The organism is Bartonella sp. HY406, assembly GCF_025449315.1.
In the GTDB taxonomy this organism is placed as follows: domain Bacteria; phylum Pseudomonadota; class Alphaproteobacteria; order Rhizobiales; family Rhizobiaceae; genus HY038.
On record NZ_CP104893.1, the window covers coordinates 894,487 to 913,160 of the forward strand.

General features: G+C 40.0%; 19 protein-coding genes. 11 read left to right on the forward strand and 8 right to left on the reverse strand.

Going from position 1 to position 18,674, the window contains the following annotated elements:
- The first annotated feature begins 38 nt into the window (after nucleotides 1-38).
- The 5 genes from pyrE to hemN all read left to right on the forward strand — a co-directional run bounded on the left by pyrE (nucleotide 39) and on the right by hemN (nucleotide 5,087).
- Nucleotides 39-617, forward strand: a complete 579-nt coding sequence (pyrE, locus tag N6B01_RS03740; RefSeq protein WP_262079992.1) for an orotate phosphoribosyltransferase — start codon at nucleotides 39-41, stop codon at nucleotides 615-617.
- Between the two features lie 751 nt (nucleotides 618-1,368).
- A complete protein-coding gene (locus N6B01_RS03745) occupies nucleotides 1,369-1,617 on the forward strand; it encodes a hypothetical protein (RefSeq protein ID WP_262079993.1) in 249 nt (82 codons plus the stop codon).
- 178 nt (nucleotides 1,618-1,795) lie between these two features.
- A complete protein-coding gene (locus N6B01_RS03750; RefSeq protein WP_262079994.1) occupies nucleotides 1,796-2,197 on the forward strand; it encodes a hypothetical protein in 402 nt (133 codons plus the stop codon).
- A 591-nt stretch (nucleotides 2,198-2,788) separates the two neighbouring features.
- Nucleotides 2,789-3,568 (forward strand): cyclic nucleotide-binding domain-containing protein, encoded by a 780-nt coding sequence (locus N6B01_RS03755; RefSeq protein ID WP_262079996.1) that lies wholly within the window; start codon nucleotides 2,789-2,791, stop codon nucleotides 3,566-3,568.
- A 184-nt stretch (nucleotides 3,569-3,752) separates the two neighbouring features.
- Nucleotides 3,753-5,087, forward strand: a complete 1,335-nt coding sequence (gene hemN / locus N6B01_RS03760) for an oxygen-independent coproporphyrinogen III oxidase (RefSeq protein WP_262080563.1) — start codon at nucleotides 3,753-3,755, stop codon at nucleotides 5,085-5,087.
- Nucleotides 5,088-5,203: 116 nt separating this feature from the next.
- Here hemN and N6B01_RS03765 read toward each other — a convergent pair whose 3' ends face one another.
- The 6 genes from N6B01_RS03765 to N6B01_RS03790 all read right to left on the reverse strand — a co-directional run bounded on the left by N6B01_RS03765 (nucleotide 5,204) and on the right by N6B01_RS03790 (nucleotide 9,170).
- Nucleotides 5,204-5,713, reverse strand: a complete 510-nt coding sequence (locus N6B01_RS03765; protein ID WP_262079997.1) for a hypothetical protein — start codon at nucleotides 5,711-5,713, stop codon at nucleotides 5,204-5,206.
- Between the two features lie 359 nt (nucleotides 5,714-6,072).
- Entirely contained in the window at nucleotides 6,073-6,849 is a 777-nt protein-coding gene (locus N6B01_RS03770) for a hypothetical protein (RefSeq protein ID WP_262079998.1), read from the reverse strand.
- 42 nt (nucleotides 6,850-6,891) lie between these two features.
- On the reverse strand, nucleotides 6,892-7,137 hold the full coding sequence (locus tag N6B01_RS03775; protein ID WP_182418989.1) for a hypothetical protein: 246 nt from the start codon (nucleotides 7,135-7,137) through the stop codon (nucleotides 6,892-6,894).
- A 190-nt stretch (nucleotides 7,138-7,327) separates the two neighbouring features.
- Entirely contained in the window at nucleotides 7,328-8,095 is a 768-nt protein-coding gene (locus N6B01_RS03780) for an N-acetylmuramoyl-L-alanine amidase (protein WP_262079999.1), read from the reverse strand.
- Entirely contained in the window at nucleotides 8,092-8,817 is a 726-nt protein-coding gene (locus N6B01_RS03785) for a J domain-containing protein (RefSeq protein ID WP_262080000.1), read from the reverse strand. The genes N6B01_RS03780 and N6B01_RS03785 overlap by 4 nt, the downstream gene beginning before the upstream one ends.
- A complete protein-coding gene (locus N6B01_RS03790; protein WP_182418991.1) occupies nucleotides 8,814-9,170 on the reverse strand; it encodes a hypothetical protein in 357 nt (118 codons plus the stop codon). The genes N6B01_RS03785 and N6B01_RS03790 overlap by 4 nt, the downstream gene beginning before the upstream one ends.
- Before the next feature lie 285 nt (nucleotides 9,171-9,455).
- On the opposite strand from N6B01_RS03790, the gene N6B01_RS03795 reads away from it, so the two are divergent.
- From N6B01_RS03795 to N6B01_RS03805, 3 genes are all read left to right on the forward strand, one after another.
- Nucleotides 9,456-10,235: a glycoside hydrolase family 25 protein gene (locus tag N6B01_RS03795; RefSeq protein ID WP_262080564.1), complete on the forward strand. Its 780-nt coding sequence runs from the start codon at nucleotides 9,456-9,458 to the stop codon at nucleotides 10,233-10,235.
- A 45-nt stretch (nucleotides 10,236-10,280) separates the two neighbouring features.
- Nucleotides 10,281-10,793: a ClbS/DfsB family four-helix bundle protein gene (locus N6B01_RS03800; RefSeq protein WP_262080001.1), complete on the forward strand. Its 513-nt coding sequence runs from the start codon at nucleotides 10,281-10,283 to the stop codon at nucleotides 10,791-10,793.
- A gap of 389 nt (nucleotides 10,794-11,182) precedes the next feature.
- Nucleotides 11,183-12,409, forward strand: a complete 1,227-nt coding sequence (locus N6B01_RS03805; RefSeq protein WP_262080003.1) for a lytic murein transglycosylase — start codon at nucleotides 11,183-11,185, stop codon at nucleotides 12,407-12,409.
- A gap of 64 nt (nucleotides 12,410-12,473) precedes the next feature.
- Here N6B01_RS03805 and N6B01_RS03810 read toward each other — a convergent pair whose 3' ends face one another.
- Both N6B01_RS03810 and gstA read right to left on the reverse strand, forming a co-directional pair.
- Nucleotides 12,474-13,754 (reverse strand): glycerate kinase type-2 family protein, encoded by a 1,281-nt coding sequence (locus N6B01_RS03810; RefSeq protein ID WP_262080004.1) that lies wholly within the window; start codon nucleotides 13,752-13,754, stop codon nucleotides 12,474-12,476.
- A 106-nt stretch (nucleotides 13,755-13,860) separates the two neighbouring features.
- Entirely contained in the window at nucleotides 13,861-14,469 is a 609-nt protein-coding gene (gene gstA, locus N6B01_RS03815) for a glutathione transferase GstA (RefSeq protein ID WP_262080005.1), read from the reverse strand.
- Between the two features lie 422 nt (nucleotides 14,470-14,891).
- Here gstA and dusB point away from each other — a divergent pair, with 422 nt between their 5' ends.
- From dusB to ntrC, 3 genes are read left to right on the forward strand one after another with little or no spacing between them, the layout of a single operon-like run.
- Nucleotides 14,892-15,896: a tRNA dihydrouridine synthase DusB gene (dusB, locus tag N6B01_RS03820; protein WP_262080006.1), complete on the forward strand. Its 1,005-nt coding sequence runs from the start codon at nucleotides 14,892-14,894 to the stop codon at nucleotides 15,894-15,896.
- Nucleotides 15,896-17,065, forward strand: coding sequence for a two-component system sensor histidine kinase NtrB (locus N6B01_RS03825; protein WP_262080007.1), 1,170 nt, complete (start codon nucleotides 15,896-15,898; stop codon nucleotides 17,063-17,065). Before dusB ends, N6B01_RS03825 begins: the two co-directional genes overlap by 1 nt.
- The gene (gene ntrC / locus N6B01_RS03830; RefSeq protein WP_262080008.1) at nucleotides 17,062-18,522 is read left to right on the forward strand and encodes a nitrogen regulation protein NR(I); all 1,461 of its coding nucleotides are present in this window, start codon (nucleotides 17,062-17,064) and stop codon (nucleotides 18,520-18,522) included. The genes N6B01_RS03825 and ntrC overlap by 4 nt, the downstream gene beginning before the upstream one ends.
- The last annotated feature ends 152 nt before the right edge of the window (nucleotides 18,523-18,674 follow it).

An 18,674-nucleotide genomic window follows, 5' to 3' on the forward strand; every position in this document is an offset into this window, starting at 1 on the left:
AGTTAAGAGAACGCGCGAATAGAATGAAGGAATTTTTTATGACAACTGATGATGTGCTTGATATTTTTCGCGAAGCAGGCGCCATTCTTGAAGGGCATTTTATTTTAACATCAGGACGGCGCAGTGGCACCTATATGCAAAAAGCCCATGTTTTTATGCATGCGAACTTGACTGAAAAATTATGCCGTGGTCTTGCTGAAAAAATTCGCAAAAATGTTGATGGAAAAATTGATTATGTTGTAGGGCCAGCTATTGGTGGTCTTATCCCTGCTTATGAAACATCGCGTCATCTAAATGTGCCAGCTATTTGGGTTGAGCGTGAAAATGGCGAGTTCAAGCTACGCCGTTTTGATGTTGAAAAAGGCGCACGCGTTGTGATTGTTGAAGATATTGTAACCACCGGTCTTTCTATTCGCGAGACTGTCGATTGCATGCGCAAGGCTGGGGCTGATGTTATTGCCGCCGCTTGTATCGTGGATCGTTCCGCTGGCAAGGTAGATGTAGGTGTGCCACTTATTGCTTTGGCTGAATATGAAGTGCCTTCATATGACGCAGATAATTTACCTGAAGAACTTGCAAAAATTCCTGCAATTAAGCCAGGAAGCCGCAATATTTAGTGGTAAAACAAAACTATTGATTTCCGACAAAAGTAAAAATTGCTTTTGTTGGAAATTTTTGAAAACTAATAAGGGAAGTTACGATCCGCTGGTTTAATTCTGTGAGTAATAAGCCATTTTTTCATCAAAATGACCGAACTGAAGCTCCTGATTATCTTTTGTGGTTGTTTGCCATTTTTCATTTTGATTTGTACGAGTTTTCAAAACTGCATTTACATAGCAGCGTATTGAGTTTTTTGCATTCGCTAATGCGTTCGCAGTTTTTTTTCTAAAAACATTAGCTAAATAAGCTCTTTTTGCAGTAAACTTTCTTGTAGTAAAGATTTTTTTTCATCCGGTTCTTTTAGCTCGCATCCGGTCAGCGCAAAAATAACAATTGCAGATAGTGCTCGTATTTCAAGCCGAAAATTCATTATAAGTCGATATGTTATGATTGAAAAACGTGGTTTTGTTACTCGTCAAGCAGGCTTTTTGACGCCCGGACAATAGGTTGATAAATTTGGAGTGCCTAAAGGCAGGTTTTTAGTATAGCTTGGATATAGTCAAGTCAACGCGGAATGGTTCCGCGCTCTGAGAATTAAAATATATACGCTTTACCTTGTGCAAAAACCTATTTCTACGGAGCATGGGAGAGCTTCAGCTGTTCCAGAGTTTAATGCAGCAAGTGATGTGCCTCAGTGTTATACTGGAGAAAAATTTATTCAACAGTTACTTGATGGTGGATTTTTACCCCTGATGCAGGATTATTAAAATGAACAATAACTATATTTTTGAAATTATCAAAGTTGGTGTTTTAAATAATTCAGAAGCCCCCATTGATAACGATATATTTTATAAATGCCTTATCTGTGAAGGTATTATACCGTCTTGTCCGAAAGAAGACGTAGGATGTCAATGTGGTAATATCGCTATTGATATAGTGTTGCATAGGTTGTTTATTGGAAACAAAGAAAATTTTTCTATTCTTAAAAGGAAAAAATATTATAACCATAAGATTTAAAATATAATTGTTTTTATTAAGTTAGATAACTTTAAAATTTTATTGATAAAAATATATATTAAATTTATAAGTGGTATTTGTTGTTACGTTTTTACAGATAAAAACGATAAATCTGTTTATATAATAACTATTTATTTGTAAATTCTTATTAGGGGAGGCTAGTAAGGGCAGGTATGTTATGGAAAATCCTGAAGGATTCGTGGCGGTCATAAAGGCGGCAGAACTTTTTTTGGCCAATGTAGAGCTTTTTACAAAGCAGCATTGGCTTGCAAGTTATGGTGAGTTACAATTGCAATATAATGAATTGCCTTTGTGGATTTTAATTTCAGCAGAAGCATCTGTATGTGAAGCTCATCACCAATTGTTAAAGCTTTATGAGCCCTTTCAAACTGCTCTTTCATCAGTACAGTTAAATATTTATTTTTATCGAAAACAAGCAGATAGTAGGTATTGTCAATTTTTCACTTTCCCAAATACGAAAGATTTTTTAAATGCTCAAATTGATGGTGAGATTTTAACAGAAGAAACTTATGATAGGTTAGAAAAATATAAACCAAAAATTTTCAATAAAAATCATTGATTTTTATATTGGATTTTTCGCCAAATATCATTTCATACGAAAAATGGTGTAATTTATAATGTTAAATGGAACTATTTTACACGCTAAGCGTTAAGTAGTATGATTACTGTGCGTTTTAGACGCAGGGCGCTCAATAATAATATGCTTTAAAAACATTATAAGCTTATAAAATATGAATGACTTGGTGTGTGGTTAAAGCCAACATCATTGCTGTGATAAATCTGCGCTTTTACCATTAGATCATTTGTTTTTATGCTTAAAATGTGCTAAGAAAATAATTGTTATTTATCTTTAGTATTGTACTAATTCAATATAAAATATGGACAATTTTTTGGGTGTCTTTCGAGTGCAGTCCAGTTGGTTTGATGCTGACTTAGATTGTGGTTCTTAATTGGATAGAATATTTTATATCTATGTTTTTTATAGTCATTTAGACTTGGGTTTGATATTTGCATGTATAATCAAGCCGATTTATTGTAGTTGAAATGCTCTCATTTGAAGCTATCGTTTGATGAGCGTTAATTCTTATTTGATTAATATGTAAACGTTTAGATTAAAAAATGATTAGGTTATGTGTAGGGAAAGCAATTGTTGGACAGATTGAAAAAAACGACGCTCCAATCGGGCATGCTGTTTCAGCCTAATGACAGTTTAAGTTGTGAAAGCATGAAGGGAACTTTATGCGAAAATTGTCAAGTGCATGGCATTGCCATATGTGCATCACTTGATGAGACGATGTTACGTGAGCTTGACAGTATTACTTCTGACAAAAAACTTGATACAAATCAGGAGCTTGTTCAAGAAGGTGACATCAAGAAATATGTATTTACTTTGCGCAGTGGTATGTTGCGGCTTGTTTCAACATTGTTTGATGGTCGCAGGCAGATCTCAGGCTTTATTATGCCCGGTGAGTTTATCGGGTTGATTGCGGAAGATTATTATACCCAAACGATCGAGGCAGTAATACCATCAACCCTTTGCGTATTTCCACGCCACGAGCTTGATCAAATGATGGAGCTTTATCCACAAATGCGTGAGCGTTTGTTTGAGATGACGAGAAAATCATTATCGAGATCGCGTGAAAACCAGCTCTTATTGGGGCGGTTAACGCCTATTGAAAAAATGGCCAATTTTTTGTTGATGTCGTCAAAGCGTGCGACTGAAAGTGGACTAATCGATAATCCTGTTAATCTGGTAATGAATCGCAGCGATATAGCTGATCATTTAGGCCTGACGATTGAAACTGTAAGCCGTTGTTTTTCAAAGTTGAAGACTCAAGGGGTAATAAGATTAATTGATACCCATACGGTGCAATTATTAGATAGGGCAACCTTGCAACATCTTTCTGGCATGCGCGATAAGCCTGCCTAAATAAATTATGCTAGGCGAAAGCTATGAAAAGCTAATAAATTACGTTATGCTAAAACAAGCGTATTTATTAAAGATGCGGCGATATGCCTTAATTGTGATGGGTAGAATTACTTTAAAGATACATCATTTGCATGTAATGGTGTAATGATAGAGATAGATAAAGATCTGGAAAGTTAAATTGGCGATGAATAAGGAAACTTTGCTGCATTATGCAATCCAAGCGGTACCTCGCTATACCTCCTATCCAACAGCGGCAGATTTTGTTGCTGTCGGCGATAGCGAGCGAAAGCAGTGGCTTGGTGAAATTGCCAATGGCGAAGCTGTTTCTGTTTATATCCATGTTCCATATTGTACTGAGTTATGCCACTATTGTGGTTGCTTTACCAAGGCAATTCGCCGTGAAAATATTATTCAGGATTATGCGGATACCTTAGTAAAGGATATCCATTTACAAGCAGGTTATTTAAAAGGTCGGCCAAAGCTTGTTCATTTGCATTGGGGCGGCGGCACTCCTTCAATTCTATCAGCTGCAAGTTTTAAAAAAGTTATGGCAGCATTAAGACAAGTTTTTGACTTTGATAAAGATGCCGAGCATGCGATAGAGCTTGATCCACGTACTGTCACGCCGCAATTGGCAAGTCTTATGGCCTCTATTGGCGTTAATCGCGCGAGCCTTGGGGTACAAGATATTAATCCTGATGTGCAAAAGTTAATTGGCCGTATTCAGCCAGTTGAAGATGTTGAAAACGCGGTTAAAAACTTGCGTAATGTTGGCATTATGCGGATTAATTTTGATTTGATTTATGGTTTGCCATTACAAACCAAAGCGTCGTTGGAAGAAACGTGCCGCGTGGTGGGGGCGCTTGAGCCTAACCGTATTGCCTGTTATGGTTATGCTCATTTACCGAAAAGGCGTGCTAATCAACGGCTTATTGATGCAGCAACATTGCCGGGTGCTTTTGAGCGTTTTGAGCAGGCAGAAGTTGTAGCAAATACCTTGGATAGTCTTGGCTATGTAGCAATCGGTATAGATCATTACGCTAAGCCTGATGATCCGATGACAATTGCCATGATGGAAGATCGCTTACACCGCAACTTCCAAGGCTACACCGATGATAATTGTCCAACACTCATTGGTTTTGGCGTTTCATCGATTTCAGAATTCCATAATGGTTATGCGCAAACTATTGCTGATATTGGTCAATATCGCCGCGCAATCGATGAAGGCACGATGGCAACCAAGCGTGGTATTGGTCTTGATGATGAGGATCGTTTACGTGCCAATTTGATCCGTGAAATTATGTGCCGCTTCAAGATCGATCTTGCCGATTATGGTGGGATCGAACATTTCCAGCGTGAAATGAATAATATGGCATCACTCGTTAAAGATAATATTGTAACCATTGATGGTTCAGTCATTTCCATCACCGAGGAAGGATTGCCATTTGTACGCACACTTGCGGCTTTGTTTGATACATATCGCTCTTATGGGCAGGGGCAGTTCTCGGCAGCTGTTTAAATTTATTGATTTTGAGAGTTTATAACGCGCTTGGCAATGTGCTTGGCGCGTTTATTATTATAAATGGCTTTGATTCTACAGCCAACATATCTGTGTTAGTCCTCATCATTTAAATATTAGGTATCAATATCCTTAAGGTATTCACTAAAATCTTCATTGATGTCGTCCATGCTTAACAGTTCATGTGGCTTTAATTTTGTCCATTTTATTTTGGTTGTTACCTTATCGGTGGCTTCATCAAGAATAGGGTCAATAATTAGCGTTTCGATTGTTGTCTTTTTTTTATTTGTAATAAAATTATAGCTTTCTTCGGTTGTTGTTCCGGTAGTTCTTTGGGTGGAGGAATAATCATAACCAACGAGATTAAAATCACCATTTTGCCAACGAAATCTATATAAGTAGAAACCCATTTGACTGCCAAAAAAGCCAATGCGAATATTTAATGTACCATTTTTTGCTGTAACACCACCATAAACAATGCCATGAAATGGATCAACGACTTCGTCATTAATTATAACCGATTGCGGTATGAAATCTGTATCTTGCTTGACAAGACGCCAAAATTTACCTTGCTTGAAAAGCACGATTAGCATTCTAGGATTTTCAACTTCAAATCTACCTGACATTTTTTCGTCTCTGGCTTGCCCAATGCTACGTAAAACCAAAACCGTATCAAATTCACTGTCATTATTGAGATCGTCTTGTTGAAGAAATTCAATAATCCAAGATTTGGGTATAAAATCTTGTAATTTTTCACTTTTAATTGGTAATTGGGGAAATTCAAAATAATCGCCAGTGTCATCTGATTGTGCATTTGCTGCAAAAATGTTGAAAAAATTGTAAATATGATGCTTAATTTCAGCGGGTATTTAAAAGCTTTTTTCAACATAATATATTAGATCCGTCTTGATCTATTATTGAATATTCTATGTAAGCTCAAAGGCATATAGTATATTTGTAAGGTCATGTAAGTTTAGCTGGAAAATTACTGAGCTATTGCTTTAAGATAATCATCAATATCACCGCTCATAATCTCGTCAAGTTTTAGCAATTTATGCGGCTTTAACTGTTGCCAATCTGAGTTAGTCTCAATGCTATCATCATCTAATGGTGTTTCGGTTTTGGTGTTTCGGCGGTTGGTTAAAAAATTGTAGCTGCTGGTTGTCTCAATCCCAGACGCTCGTCCACGTGAATAACTATCATAACCAATGAGATAAAAATCATTGTTTTGCCAGCGAAACGTATAGATTTTATAGATTAATTCGCTGCTAAAATAACCTAAGCGGATTGAGATAATACCTTTTGACGTTGTTACTCCGCCAGAAACGATACCGTTGAATGGATCTTGAATATAGCCATTATCATTTTCGGTTTTAGGGATGAAAGTGGTATTTTGTTTAATCAGCCGCCATTCTTTGCCTTGGCGGAACAAAATAATCAATATTCTAGGATTAGTATCTATTAGGGGTGAAGTATCATCACCAATATGGTTGATATTTTGGATATCTTGATTGCGGAGCACCATAACAGTATCTAGCTCGCCATCGCCATTTAAGTCTTCTTGTTGAAGAAATTCAACAATCCAGAAATCTGGAATGAAATCTTGTAATTTTTCACCCTTCAAAGGTAATTGGGGAAGTTCTATTGTGCTTGCATCTTGATTAGCCTTTTGCTCGGCAAAAGCGCATTGGCATGTTGCTGCAAAAAACACCAATAGGCAAAGAAATTTCAACAATAATCTTTGCCAATATTGATGTTTCACAGCTACCTCAATTGATGAGTTGAAAACAATTTACAAATATGATTACCGCACATAAAGCCCAACTGACATTGCAACGCATAAGACAGCTAAGACAATGAGACCAAGATAAATTTTGGGGCGATCAAACAATATCGCAAAAGCTGAAAACCAACCAACAATACCACCGCCAAGCGCGAAAAGAAAGCCTGCTTTACTGCCAACGGCAATATGCACAGCCATTAGGCCGCCAATGATTAACGCGCCAAATAGAATTAATAATGCGGTGGCGACTTTTTCATAATCATCCATGGTATTTCCTCTTTATCATGCCGCTTGCAAGGTCATATAGGTCTATTACAATTGTTCTACTCTATATCAATGCCGAACGAAAGATTTAAAATAGAGTGCTAACCTAATTTTCCTCGCATAAGAATATGCGGCAAATATGGCTTATCTATTTATGTTAAAAATAAATAGATTTAACTTGGTCGTAAAAATATTAACTAAGGCGTTCAAGCCGTTGGAGTAGGCGGTGTAATGTATCAATGGTGGAGGCATCCGCTACACCGTCAACAAGTGCTGGCCTAAAATGACGCTGGAATGCTTCGGTTACAATTTTAGTATTTTCATCAAAACTTCCAGTGATTTCTATAGGATAGCCATAAAGTGCCAGCATGGATTGAAATGCTTCAACTGGCCGACCGCTTTCACCTAGGCTCATAAACCTGCCGCCGCCAAGTGGGCTTGGCGAGACAAATTGGCCAATGCCATTGTCAGCAAGGTCTTTCCATGGAAATTTTTCGCCAGGGTCAATTTTGCGCTCTGGTGCAATGTCGCTATGGGCTAAGACATAGCGTGCGCCAATATTATGGCGATTTATGATGGATTGGCAAAGTTCAACAACTGCTTTGATTTGAAGCGAAGGAAAATCGGGAAAATTTCCAAGTGGTCCTTGATTGACAATTTCAATACCAATGGATTTTGAGTTAATATCATCTTGCCCTTGCCACATGCTTTTTCCTGCATGCCAAGCACGCTTTGATTCGGCAACCATTTGCACAATAGTTCCGTCTTCGCGTACCACATAATGGCAAGAAACTTGTGAGGCAGGATCTTGCAAAAGGCTTTCGGCAGCTTCAGCATCATTCATACCAGTATAATGCAAGATCAGAATATGCGGCTTAGTATTATCAGATCTTTCATTGAAATTAGGCGATGGGCGTAAAATTGCGCCTTCAAAATCAGGTCTATCCAAAACTTCAGTCATGTTAATATCAATTCTTTTTTAATCAAAGCCCAAGCATTGTTAATGCGGGCAAGTCGTTCATTAGCAATTGCAGAAAATTCAGGTGGCATGCCACGTGCAGCCAGCTTATCGGGGTGATGCTCTTGCACAAGTTTATGGTAATGCTTACGAGCTTCAGCAAAGGGCATCTTGCGGTTAATACCTAAAACTGTCCACGGATCTTGCGTGCCATTTACGGAATGATAAGCGGTGATCGTTTCAAAACGGCTTGCAGTAATGCCAAATATTTCACTTACTTGGCGTAGAAAGTTCATTTCATCTTGATGAATGTAACCATCGGCTTTCGCAATATGGAATAGCCCATCAATAACATCTTCTAAAAGGCAGGATTCGCATTCGCTATCTTTGCAAAGAAAAACAATGCGCTTGGCGTAATAATCAAAGCCAGCAATATCGCCTTTTGCCAACGAGAAAAGACGTGCCACGTGGTTTAAGTCTTTTTCTTCCACGCTGAAAATTTCGTAAAACGCCTTAACTTCATTATCGGTAACGATACCATCGGCTTTAGCCATTTTGGCTGAGAGAGCAATCATCGCTACCGAAAACGCTACTTGTCGGCGTTTTTCAGCATCCCCTTCAAAATAAGTGCGCACACTTTCAATCACCGTTGATAAAGCGTCGCTTGCATGTTGTAAAATGCTACCAAGCAATGACCAAATAGTGTTGGAATTATTATCGCTCACCCGCCAAGGCCTCCAGTGGTTTGTGCTGGATAAAAAGCTTTGCGTGCGCTTGTTGCTGCTGCCTCACCAGCCTTTTGTGCATTGTCATCGCTTTGGCCGGTGGCTTTGGCAGCTGCAACTGCGTCTTGGCGTGCTTGCTCAATTGCCGATTCGCGCTCTGCATCACTCATGGTTGCAGGGGTTTTCGGCGGCTCTGGCAAATTTATCGGTGAGCCATCAGGTAAAGTTTCCCCTTGGGTTGGGATAAGGGGGGAGCCACCTAAAAATATTTTTTGCCCGATATAGGCACCAATACCCAATATCATAAACAAAATAAGGACAAGAATAACTCTTCCCCACCGGATTCTTTTCATTCCATCACCGCTATAAAAAAATATTTGTTAATATATGCCATTCTTTTACCTTTTTATGCAATGCTTAAAGGCACTTGTTCCAAATAGGAAAGAATTCAAGTGGTCAAAACGAACAATTATTTTAAATTTACCAATTTGTTTACTTCAAAAGCACAGTCTATGACTAAAGCAAAATTATCTAATTGTGAAGCTGCTGCAAATCATGATTGTGCTAGAAGTAAAGTTTTTAGATGGAAAACATGGCTAAAACACGATTTTAAGCCTTTATCTATTTTTACTAAGATCATGGCTTGCGGTGTTTTGCTTTTGCCGAGCGCTTGCGGCTCGATGTTTTCCGATCTTGGTGACTTGAAATCACAAAGCCAATTTAAAGGCGAGCGTAGTGGAGCAGGCCCGCGTTTTGACGATAGTAACCCCCATGAATGGGCAGCACGTAAGCCATGGCATTATCCTATCCATGGTACTGATATTTCAAAATATCAGCGCGAAATCGATTGGAATGCGGTTAAGCGCGCTAATATTTCCTTTGTCTTTATTAAGGCAACTGAGGGCGGTGATAGGATTGACGATAATTTTGCGATGAATTGGCAGCGTGCTAAAAATGTAGGTATGCCACGCGGTGCTTACCATTTTTATTATTTCTGCCGTCCAGCAAAAGACCAAGCACGTTGGTTTATTGCAAATGTTCCCAAGGATAAAAGCGCACTTCCACCAGTTCTTGATATGGAATGGAATGATAAATCACCGACCTGTAAACTGCGCCCTGACCCTGAAACCGTGCGCCGTGAAATGAAGGTGTTTCTTGATATTGTTGAGCGCCATTATGGTAAGCGTCCAGTTATCTATACAACGGTTGATTTTTTTGACGAAAATAATCTACGATTGTTTAAAGCCTATCCCTTCTGGCTGCGTTCAGTTGCTGGCCATCCCGATGAGAAATACAGCGCCCATCCTTTCACTTTCTGGCAATATACCGGCACGGGTGTCATTCCTGGGATTGAAGGCAATGTCGATATTAACGTCTTTGCTGGCAATCGTGAGCAATGGGCAAAATGGATTAAATAAGTCAATGCAATAATTTTGATAAAGCGTTTTTGAAAGGAAATAGTAATGCCGCGTCCAACAGATAAAGCTAGTTTACAGCACCTTGCTGAACAAAACTATCAAAAGCTATACCATATGATAGATAGCCTATCGGCCGAGCAGCAATTAGGGCTATTTCCTTTTGATGATCGCGATAAAAATATTCGCGATGTGCTCATTCATTTATATGAGTGGCATCAATTATTGATACATTGGGTTGAAAATAATTTAGCGGGGCATGATGTCGCTTTCTTACCAGCGCCTTTTAATTGGAAAACTTATCCGCAAATGAATGTTGAATTTTGGCAAAAACATCAATCAACTCCACTTGAGACAGCGAGAGCTGATTTTGAAAAAAGCCATCATAAAGCAATGCAGCTTATTGAGCCGCTTAATGATGAGCAGTTATTTACCAAGAAATTTTACAAATTTACCGGATCAACCAATTTGGCTAGTTATGTGATTTCCGCGACAAGTTCGCATTATGATTGGGCATTAAAGAAAATTAGTAAATATTGTAAAATGTTAAATGTAAAATAAATGCTTTTACATAGCTTGTGTTTTAAGGGAAGGTAATAAATTTTTATATTTAAGCCACAGGCAATGTTCATAATGATTTTGTTTTGATTATTCTTGCTTGTCAATTTAACAGTTTGTTTTATTAGAATTATTACAAACATTATGGTGCGCAAAAATAGATCACTGGGGATAACTAAAGCTTGTGCAGATTCTAGCACTAAAATTAGCAAGTTCCTATTTAAGGGGCTTGCTAATTATCAAATATTTTTTATTTCCTTAGATAAAGTTCTATTTTATTTTGGCTATGATTAGGCTAAATAGTTTAAGTACTGTTTTGAAAAAATTATTATAATCGCCGACTTTAGTCGCAGTGTTTGATGAGGCTTGGTAAAAGAGCCAATAGGATAAAAATGCTTTTTAATAAGATATCTTTGATTGCTTTATCAGCTATGATGGGCTTTAGTTTCATTCAAAATGCAAATGCTCAAAATACTCCTGAGCAAGCTGCAAATGCGGCACAAAGTTCAACCTGTGGCGGTAATTTAAAAGACTGGCTCGATGGTGTTGCTAAAGAGGCTAAGGCACAAGGGGTGAGTGACCATTCTATCCAAGAATTATATGATGCACAAATTGATGAAAAAGTATTGGGGCGCGATCGCTCACAAGCTATTTTCAATCTTACCTTTGCAGATTTTTCCAAGCGGGTTATTTCCGATAATCGCCTACAAAAAGGGCGCGAAAACCTTGTAAAATATAAAGCAATTTTTGATAAGGCGGAAGAAACTTATGGTGTTCCCGGTCCAGTAATTGCAGCGTTTTGGGGGTTGGAAACCGATTTTGGTGCAGTGCAGGGCAATTTTAATACTTTAAATTCCTTAGTGACATTGGCTCATGATTGCCGTCGTCCTGATTTATTCCGTCCACAAGTTATTGCTTTACTTAAGCTTTTTGATACCGGAGTTGTCGATTCAAAAACTCAAGGTGCTTGGGCAGGTGAAATCGGCCAGATGCAACTTTTGCCGAAAGATTATCTTGAGCGCGGTGTTGATGGTGATGGCGATGGCAAGGTAGATTTACGAAACAGCACTGCTGACGCTATTATGACTGCAGCGCGAATGATTAGTGAACTTGGTTGGAAACGTGGTCAGCCTTGGCTTGAAGAGGTGCGGGTTACTGGACAAAATGTGCCTTGGCAAGAAGCAACCCGCCAAAATCGCAAACCCCATTCGCAATGGGCAGATTGGGGTATTTCTGGTTTAAAAGGACCTCTCGGTGCAGATGATGGTGATGCATCATTGGTGTTGCCAATGGGGCGCAAAGGACCAGCCTTCCTTTCCTATGATAATTTTGATGTTTTTGTTGAATGGAATAAATCCATCGTCTATGCCACAACAGTCGCTTATTTTGCTGCACGATTGAACGGTGCGCCAAGTTTCGATCTTGGCAATCCCGATGCGGGCCTATCAACGGATGATATGAAGGCATTGCAAGAAAAATTATTGGCACGTGGCCATGAAATTGGCAAGATTGATGGTGTTTACGGTGCTTTAACTCGTGATGCTGTAAGAGCCGAGCAATTGCGCCTAAATATGCCAGCTGATGCTTGGCCAACCCAAGATTTGTTAGAAAAATTATAGTCGTTTAAGATAAAAACATCATGCGCCTTTTGGTGGCGCGTGATGTTTGTTGTTCCTTGCACTACTATTTAATTAAGATAATTCGTAAATCATTGACATTGGTACCAGTTGGGCCGGGGACAAATAAATTGTCAATTGCGTTAAATGCTGACCATGCATTATGCTGTGCAAGGAATTTTGCACCATCAATGCCAGCTTTTTGCATGGCTGCAATGGTGTTAAAATCGCAAAAAGCACCAGCATTATTTTCTGAGCCATCAATACCATCAGTATCTGCTGCAAAACCATAAATTCCCTCAATGTCTTTTATGGTTAAAGCAAGTGACAGCAAAAATTCGCTATTGCGGCCGCCTTTTGCACCTGCCTCAATATCACTTTGGCTAATGGTTACAGTTGTTTCACCGCCAGATAATAATATTGCCGGCTTTTGAAACGGTTGATTGAATAGAGCGATTTCTTTAGCGATGGCGCCATGCATTTTGGCAATTTCGCGCGCTTCTCCTTCAATCGCATCTGATAGGATATAGCTGCTAAAACCAGCATTTTCACAAAATTGCTTGGCAGCAAGCAGTGATTGACGCGCCGAGGCAATAACATGGACTTCATTGCGTTGAAATGCAGGATCATTGGGGAGGGGCGCGTCTTCATCATCATTGGCAAAATAGGCGATGATATGGTCTGGCAATGCTATTTTATATTGAGAAATATAGGCGCGTGCCTGCTCTTTGCTAATATGATTTGCGACAGTTGGCCCTGATGAAACAAAAGACGGTTCATCTCCTGGAATATCTGAAACAATTAGCGAAACCACCTTGGCAGGAGAGGCAGCTTTGGCAAGCCGTCCGCCCTTAATCTGGGAAAAATGTTTGCGTATGGCATTCATGACGTCAATCGGTGCGCCGCTTGCCAGTAAAGCTTTGTTGAGTAAAATATCATCATTAAGTGACATGCCTAGCGGCGGTAAGGGTAGCAGAGCTGAACCCCCACCACAAATAAGGGCAATGACAAGATCATCTTCACTTAGATTGTTGACGCTTTCTAGCAGTTTTTGGGCGGCAATAAGACCATTTTCGTCCGGCACGGGGTGTGATGATTCAACTACGGTAATATTGTTGCATGGGGTCGCATAACCATAGCGGGTAACAACTAAACCCTCAACTTCGCCATTGCCGGCTTCGTGCCAAAGTTTTTCAAGAGCGGCAGCCATTTGCGCAACGCCTTTACCAGCGCCAATAATAATTGTTCTGCCTTGTGGTTTTTTAGGCAAATATTTTTTTAAAGCAAGATATGGATCTGCTGCAGCAACGGCTATGTTAAAAATGTCTTGAAAAAACTTTTTATGCATGACTCACCCCTCTATATATAAAAAGCCAGATAACCAATTAATATCTGCTATCTGGCCATTATAACGTGAAAGACGAATAATACGAATAATTTATTATATGTGAGGATTATTGAAATTTTTGTTCGGCAGCGATTGCTTCAATTACCGCTGGACGTTGGCCAATACGCTGATGAAATGCTTGGATTGCAGGGAAAACCGATAGATCTAGCCCCAAATGTGGTGCCCAATTTAAAACGACAAAAAGATAAATATCAGCAAGAGAAAAAGTATTATTGGCTAAATATGGTGCTTTTTCTAACTCGATTTCAACGGTTTTTAAACGAGTTTGAATTTTTTCAAATGATTGCTTTTTGTATTCTTCTGGCGTAGCTGGGTAAAAAAGTGGGCCAAAGCCTTTATGCAATTCCGTGCCGATGAAGTTGAGCCATTCTTGCACTTTTGCACGCTCAAATGTTCCACATGCAGGGGCAAGGTTTTTAGCTTGGCTATTATCATTTAAATATTGAGTAATCGCTGGGCCTTCAGTAATAATGCGCCCATCATCCAATTCCAATGCTGGCACATAACCTTTGGGATTGATGTCGATGTAATTGCGACCATCGGAAGTTGCTTTGCTTGCTAAATCAACTTTGACCAAATCAAGCTTAATACCCAATTCACTGGCTACAATATGGGGAGATAGGGAACAAGCGAACGGGGAAAAATATAGTTTCATGATCATATTCCTTGATGTTGGTTTAGTTGAACTTTTAACAGTTATGAATATAGATGAAAGTAATTAAGCCAGAAGATAGCTTAATATCGACAAATTGTTGCATTTTTATTGACAATGTCAAGATGCTAAACTTTTACCCATTGATAATCAATTCACTACATTTTTATCAACTAATCCGAACCCTATATCGTACTAAAATTCGTAAAATTGATTTTTAAATTATGATTATAGCGATCAAAAGCTTGGGCTTAGTATTTGCACTATTGGCTTTTTTGTTGAAAGTTTTATGTGGCTTTGCACAGAAAATCGGCATGTTGTATGGTGTTATTAGAGCATATTTAATTTAATTGAGGTGATTTTTTGCCTCTTTATTGATCTTTTGAAAAAAATGGTTAAAACTTAGGCTTGTAAAAATTAGGAGCTTGCTAGTGTCGCTACTAAATACCCCTTTCACTGTTGGTGATGTGACCATTCGCAATCGTGTTTTGGTTGCGCCGATGTCGGGTGTGTCTGATTTACCTTTTCGGTTGCGGGCTTGGCAAGCGGGCGCGGGTCTAGTTGTATCTGAAATGGTTGCAAGTGGTGAATTGGTTAGCGCACGCAAAGAAAGTCATTTGCGGTTATCATCAGATGGTATTGATCAACATGTTGTGCAATTAGCCGGCCGTGATCCTTATCTCATGGCAGAGGCTGCTCGCATTGCCCAAAATGAAGGCGCCGACATTATTGATATTAATTTTGGCTGTCCTGCTAAAAAAGTGACAGGTGGCTATTGCGGCTCAGCTTTAATGCGAGAACCTGATTTTGCCTTGCAGCTTGTTGAGGCGGTTATTAGTGCGGTTGATGTACCGGTGACGGTTAAAATGCGCCTTGGTTGGGATGATGATAGTATTAATGCGCCCGAAATTGCCCAACGCTGCGAAAATGTGGGCGTTGCAATGGTGAGCGTTCATGGGCGCACCAGAATGCAATTTTATAAAGGTAATGCCGATTGGCAGGCAATTAAAAAGGTGCGTGAGCGCATAAAGATACCACTGGTTGCTAATGGTGATGTTACGTGCGCAGAAGATGCGTTGAAGCTCATGGAGATTTCAGGGGCTGACGCTATCATGGTGGGGCGTGCTTGTTATGGGCAGCCTTGGCTTGCTGGACTTATGGTTGATGGTTTTATGCCTGATGATATTGCTGCTTATGCAATCAGCCATTATGAAGATATGCTATCCTATTATGGAGTTTTTGCAGGTAAACGTCATGCCCGTAAACATCTTGATTGGTATATATCGCGCCATAGTGCAGGGCTTTATAGTGCCGATGAGCGTATGGCGTTAGTCACCGAACTTGAGCCAGAAAAAGCAACTATTCTACTTGCGGATATTTTAGGACGTGCTCGTATAGATAGAAATGACAATAAGCAAAGGGTGGCGTGATGGATAATTCAAATTATGGGGCACAAAATTTTCCCCAAAAAGATAATCTTGCTGCTTTGGTCTTGGATGCCGTTTCTCATCCTGTAGTAATGGTCGCCAGTGACGGTTTGATTTGCTATGCCAATAACGATGCAGAGCAGTTTTTAAAAACAAGTGCAAGCACTTTAGCTAAAAGTCGTCTGGCGCAATTCTTACCTTTTGGTAGTCCACTTTTAACCTTGGTTGATCAGGTGCGGCAAACCAAAATTCCAATTACTGAATATCGGGTTGATATTTCTTCGCCCAAGCTTGGGCGCGATAAATTGGTTGACGTATTTGTGCATCCCGTATTTGAGCCGCAAGGGGCTGTGGTTATTCTATTTCAAGAAAAATCGCGAGCCGAAAAACTTGATAAGCAAATGACCCACCGCGGCGCTGCGCGTTCTGTCACCAGTCTTGCATCAATGCTTGCTCATGAAATTAAAAATCCATTATCAGGTATTCGTGGGGCCGCTCAATTGCTAGAAGCGGTGGTGGGCGATGAGGATCGCTCGCTCGCCCGTTTGATCCAAGACGAAACAGACCGTATTGTCGCGCTGGTTGATCGTATGGAGGTATTTTCCGATGATCGCCCCATTGAGCGTTTTCCGGTCAATATTCATCTTGTTTTAAGTCATGTAAAAGCCATTGCTAAAAGTGGCTTTGCGCGCAATATCCAAATTGTTGAGCATTATGACCCATCCTTGCCGCCGGTCTTTGCTAATCGTGATCAACTTATCCAGATTTTTTTAAATTTGGTCAAAAATGCTGCGGAAGCATTGCAAGGACGTGAAGATGGCGTAATTACACTTTCCACAGCCTATCGTACTGGTATTCGTTTAAAAGTGCAGGGACATAAGATTGCTTTACCGATGGAATTTTGTGTGGAAGATAATGGTTCTGGTGTATCTGAAGATATTATGCCGCATCTTTTTGATCCTTTTATTACCAGTAAGGTGAATGGCTCCGGCCTTGGTCTTGCTCTGGTTGCTAAGGTGGTTAATGATCATGGCGGGGTAATTGAATGTGATTCAGAAGTTGGGCGCACGGTGTTTCGCATTTTAATGCCAATGTGGCGACCGCAAGACGCGCAAATTCAAGATGTAGAGGTTGAAGATGCGCAAGGTGTTAAGCTGGAGGTTGGGATATGAGTAAGGGAACAATTCTAGTCGCTGATGATGATGCAGCTATTCGTACCGTATTAAATCAGGCCTTATCACGTGCTGGATATGATGTAAAAGTAAGCCCCAATGCTGCAACCCTTTGGCGGTGGATTGCCGCAGGAGAGGGCGATCTTGTTGTCACTGATGTTGTTATGCCTGATGAAAATGCCTTTGATTTTTTACCGCGTATCAAAAAAATCCGCCCCGATATGCCAATTATTGTTATGAGTGCCCAAAATACCTTTATGACGGCTATAAAAGCATCAGAAGCAGGGGCTTATGATTATCTACCCAAGCCTTTTGACTTAAGCGAACTTATTGCAATTGTTGGCCGCGCTATGGCAGAGCCAAAAAAACAAGCTGATGCTGCAAAAAATGATGATGTGGGCGATACTATGCCATTGGTTGGGCGTTCACCAGCCATGCAAGATATTTATCGCATCCTTGCGCGTATGATGCAGACAGATCTTACCATTATGATTACTGGTGAATCTGGCACCGGTAAGGAATTAGTTGCGCGTGCTTTGCACGAATATGGTCGCCGCAAAAAAGGTCCATTTGTTGCAATCAATATGGCGGCAATTCCAAAAGATCTGATTGAATCTGAACTTTTTGGCCATGAGAAAGGCGCATTTACGGGTGCGCAAACCCGTTCAAGCGGTCGGTTTGAACAAGCTGATGGCGGAACGCTTTTTTTGGACGAAATTGGTGATATGCCAATGGATGCGCAAACTCGTCTTTTACGTGTTTTACAGCAAGGCGAATATATGACAGTTGGTGGTCGTACGCCAATTAAAACCGATGTGCGCATTGTCGCTGCTACCAATAAGGATTTGCGTTTGTTAATTAATCAAGGGCTATTTCGCGAAGATCTTTATTATCGCTTGAATGTTGTTCCCTTGCGTTTGCCTGCCCTTCGTGAGCGGGCGGAAGATATTCCCGATCTTGTGCGGCATTTTTTCAAAAATGCGGCTGAAGATGGTCTGCCGGTTAAGTATATCACCAGCGAGGGATTGGACCTTATGCGCAGTTATAGCTGGCCGGGCAATGTAAGAGAGCTTGAAAATTTGGTGCGCCGTTTAGCCGCTTTATACCCCCAAGAAGCTATCAATGCCGATGTGATCGAAGCGGAGATAAAGCCTGATCGCCAAAAAGATGCTATGGTTGGCGCAGATAGCGCTGTGCTTGAAACAATATCAATTGCCCAAGCTGTCGAATTTAATATGCAACGCTATTTTGCCTCTTTTGGTAATGATTTGCCACCGGAAGGTGTTTACCACCGCGTATTGGCCGAAATGGAATATCCATTAATTTTGGCTTGCCTCACTGCAACGCGCGGTAATCAGATTAAAGCAGCTGAATTATTGGGGCTTAACCGCAATACTTTGCGCAAGAAAATACGGGATCTTGGTGTGAATATTTATCGCGGCATGAATGGCAATTAAAATAATCTAAATTTTTGCTAAATTAGTACAAATTGCATATTACGGGGGTAGTCTGTTTAAGTTTATGTTTTAATTAACTTTTTTGCGATGGTGCAATTGTAGGTAGGTTTCTAATTCATTTTAGCGCAAATATGTTGAAGTAAAGCGAGCTA

What these genes read in the sequence shown, in the direction of transcription:
- pyrE (WP_262079992.1), top strand. Translation starts at nt 39, where the DNA reads ATGACAACTGATGATGTGCTTGATATTTTTCGCGAAGCAGGCGCCATT.
- N6B01_RS03745 (WP_262079993.1), top strand. Translation starts at nt 1,369, where the DNA reads ATGAACAATAACTATATTTTTGAAATTATCAAAGTTGGTGTTTTAAAT.
- N6B01_RS03750 (WP_262079994.1), top strand. Translation starts at nt 1,796, where the DNA reads ATGGAAAATCCTGAAGGATTCGTGGCGGTCATAAAGGCGGCAGAACTT.
- hemN (WP_262080563.1), top strand. Translation starts at nt 3,753, where the DNA reads ATGAATAAGGAAACTTTGCTGCATTATGCAATCCAAGCGGTACCTCGC.
- N6B01_RS03765 (WP_262079997.1), bottom strand. Translation starts at nt 5,713, where the DNA reads ATGTCAGGTAGATTTGAAGTTGAAAATCCTAGAATGCTAATCGTGCTT.
- N6B01_RS03775 (WP_182418989.1), bottom strand. Translation starts at nt 7,137, where the DNA reads ATGGATGATTATGAAAAAGTCGCCACCGCATTATTAATTCTATTTGGC.
- N6B01_RS03780 (WP_262079999.1), bottom strand. Translation starts at nt 8,095, where the DNA reads ATGACTGAAGTTTTGGATAGACCTGATTTTGAAGGCGCAATTTTACGC.
- N6B01_RS03790 (WP_182418991.1), bottom strand. Translation starts at nt 9,170, where the DNA reads ATGAAAAGAATCCGGTGGGGAAGAGTTATTCTTGTCCTTATTTTGTTT.
- N6B01_RS03795 (WP_262080564.1), top strand. Translation starts at nt 9,456, where the DNA reads ATGGCTTGCGGTGTTTTGCTTTTGCCGAGCGCTTGCGGCTCGATGTTT.
- N6B01_RS03800 (WP_262080001.1), top strand. Translation starts at nt 10,281, where the DNA reads ATGCCGCGTCCAACAGATAAAGCTAGTTTACAGCACCTTGCTGAACAA.
- N6B01_RS03805 (WP_262080003.1), top strand. Translation starts at nt 11,183, where the DNA reads ATGCTTTTTAATAAGATATCTTTGATTGCTTTATCAGCTATGATGGGC.
- N6B01_RS03810 (WP_262080004.1), bottom strand. Translation starts at nt 13,754, where the DNA reads ATGCATAAAAAGTTTTTTCAAGACATTTTTAACATAGCCGTTGCTGCA.
- gstA (WP_262080005.1), bottom strand. Translation starts at nt 14,469, where the DNA reads ATGAAACTATATTTTTCCCCGTTCGCTTGTTCCCTATCTCCCCATATT.
- N6B01_RS03825 (WP_262080007.1), top strand. Translation starts at nt 15,896, where the DNA reads ATGGATAATTCAAATTATGGGGCACAAAATTTTCCCCAAAAAGATAAT.
- ntrC (WP_262080008.1), top strand. Translation starts at nt 17,062, where the DNA reads ATGAGTAAGGGAACAATTCTAGTCGCTGATGATGATGCAGCTATTCGT.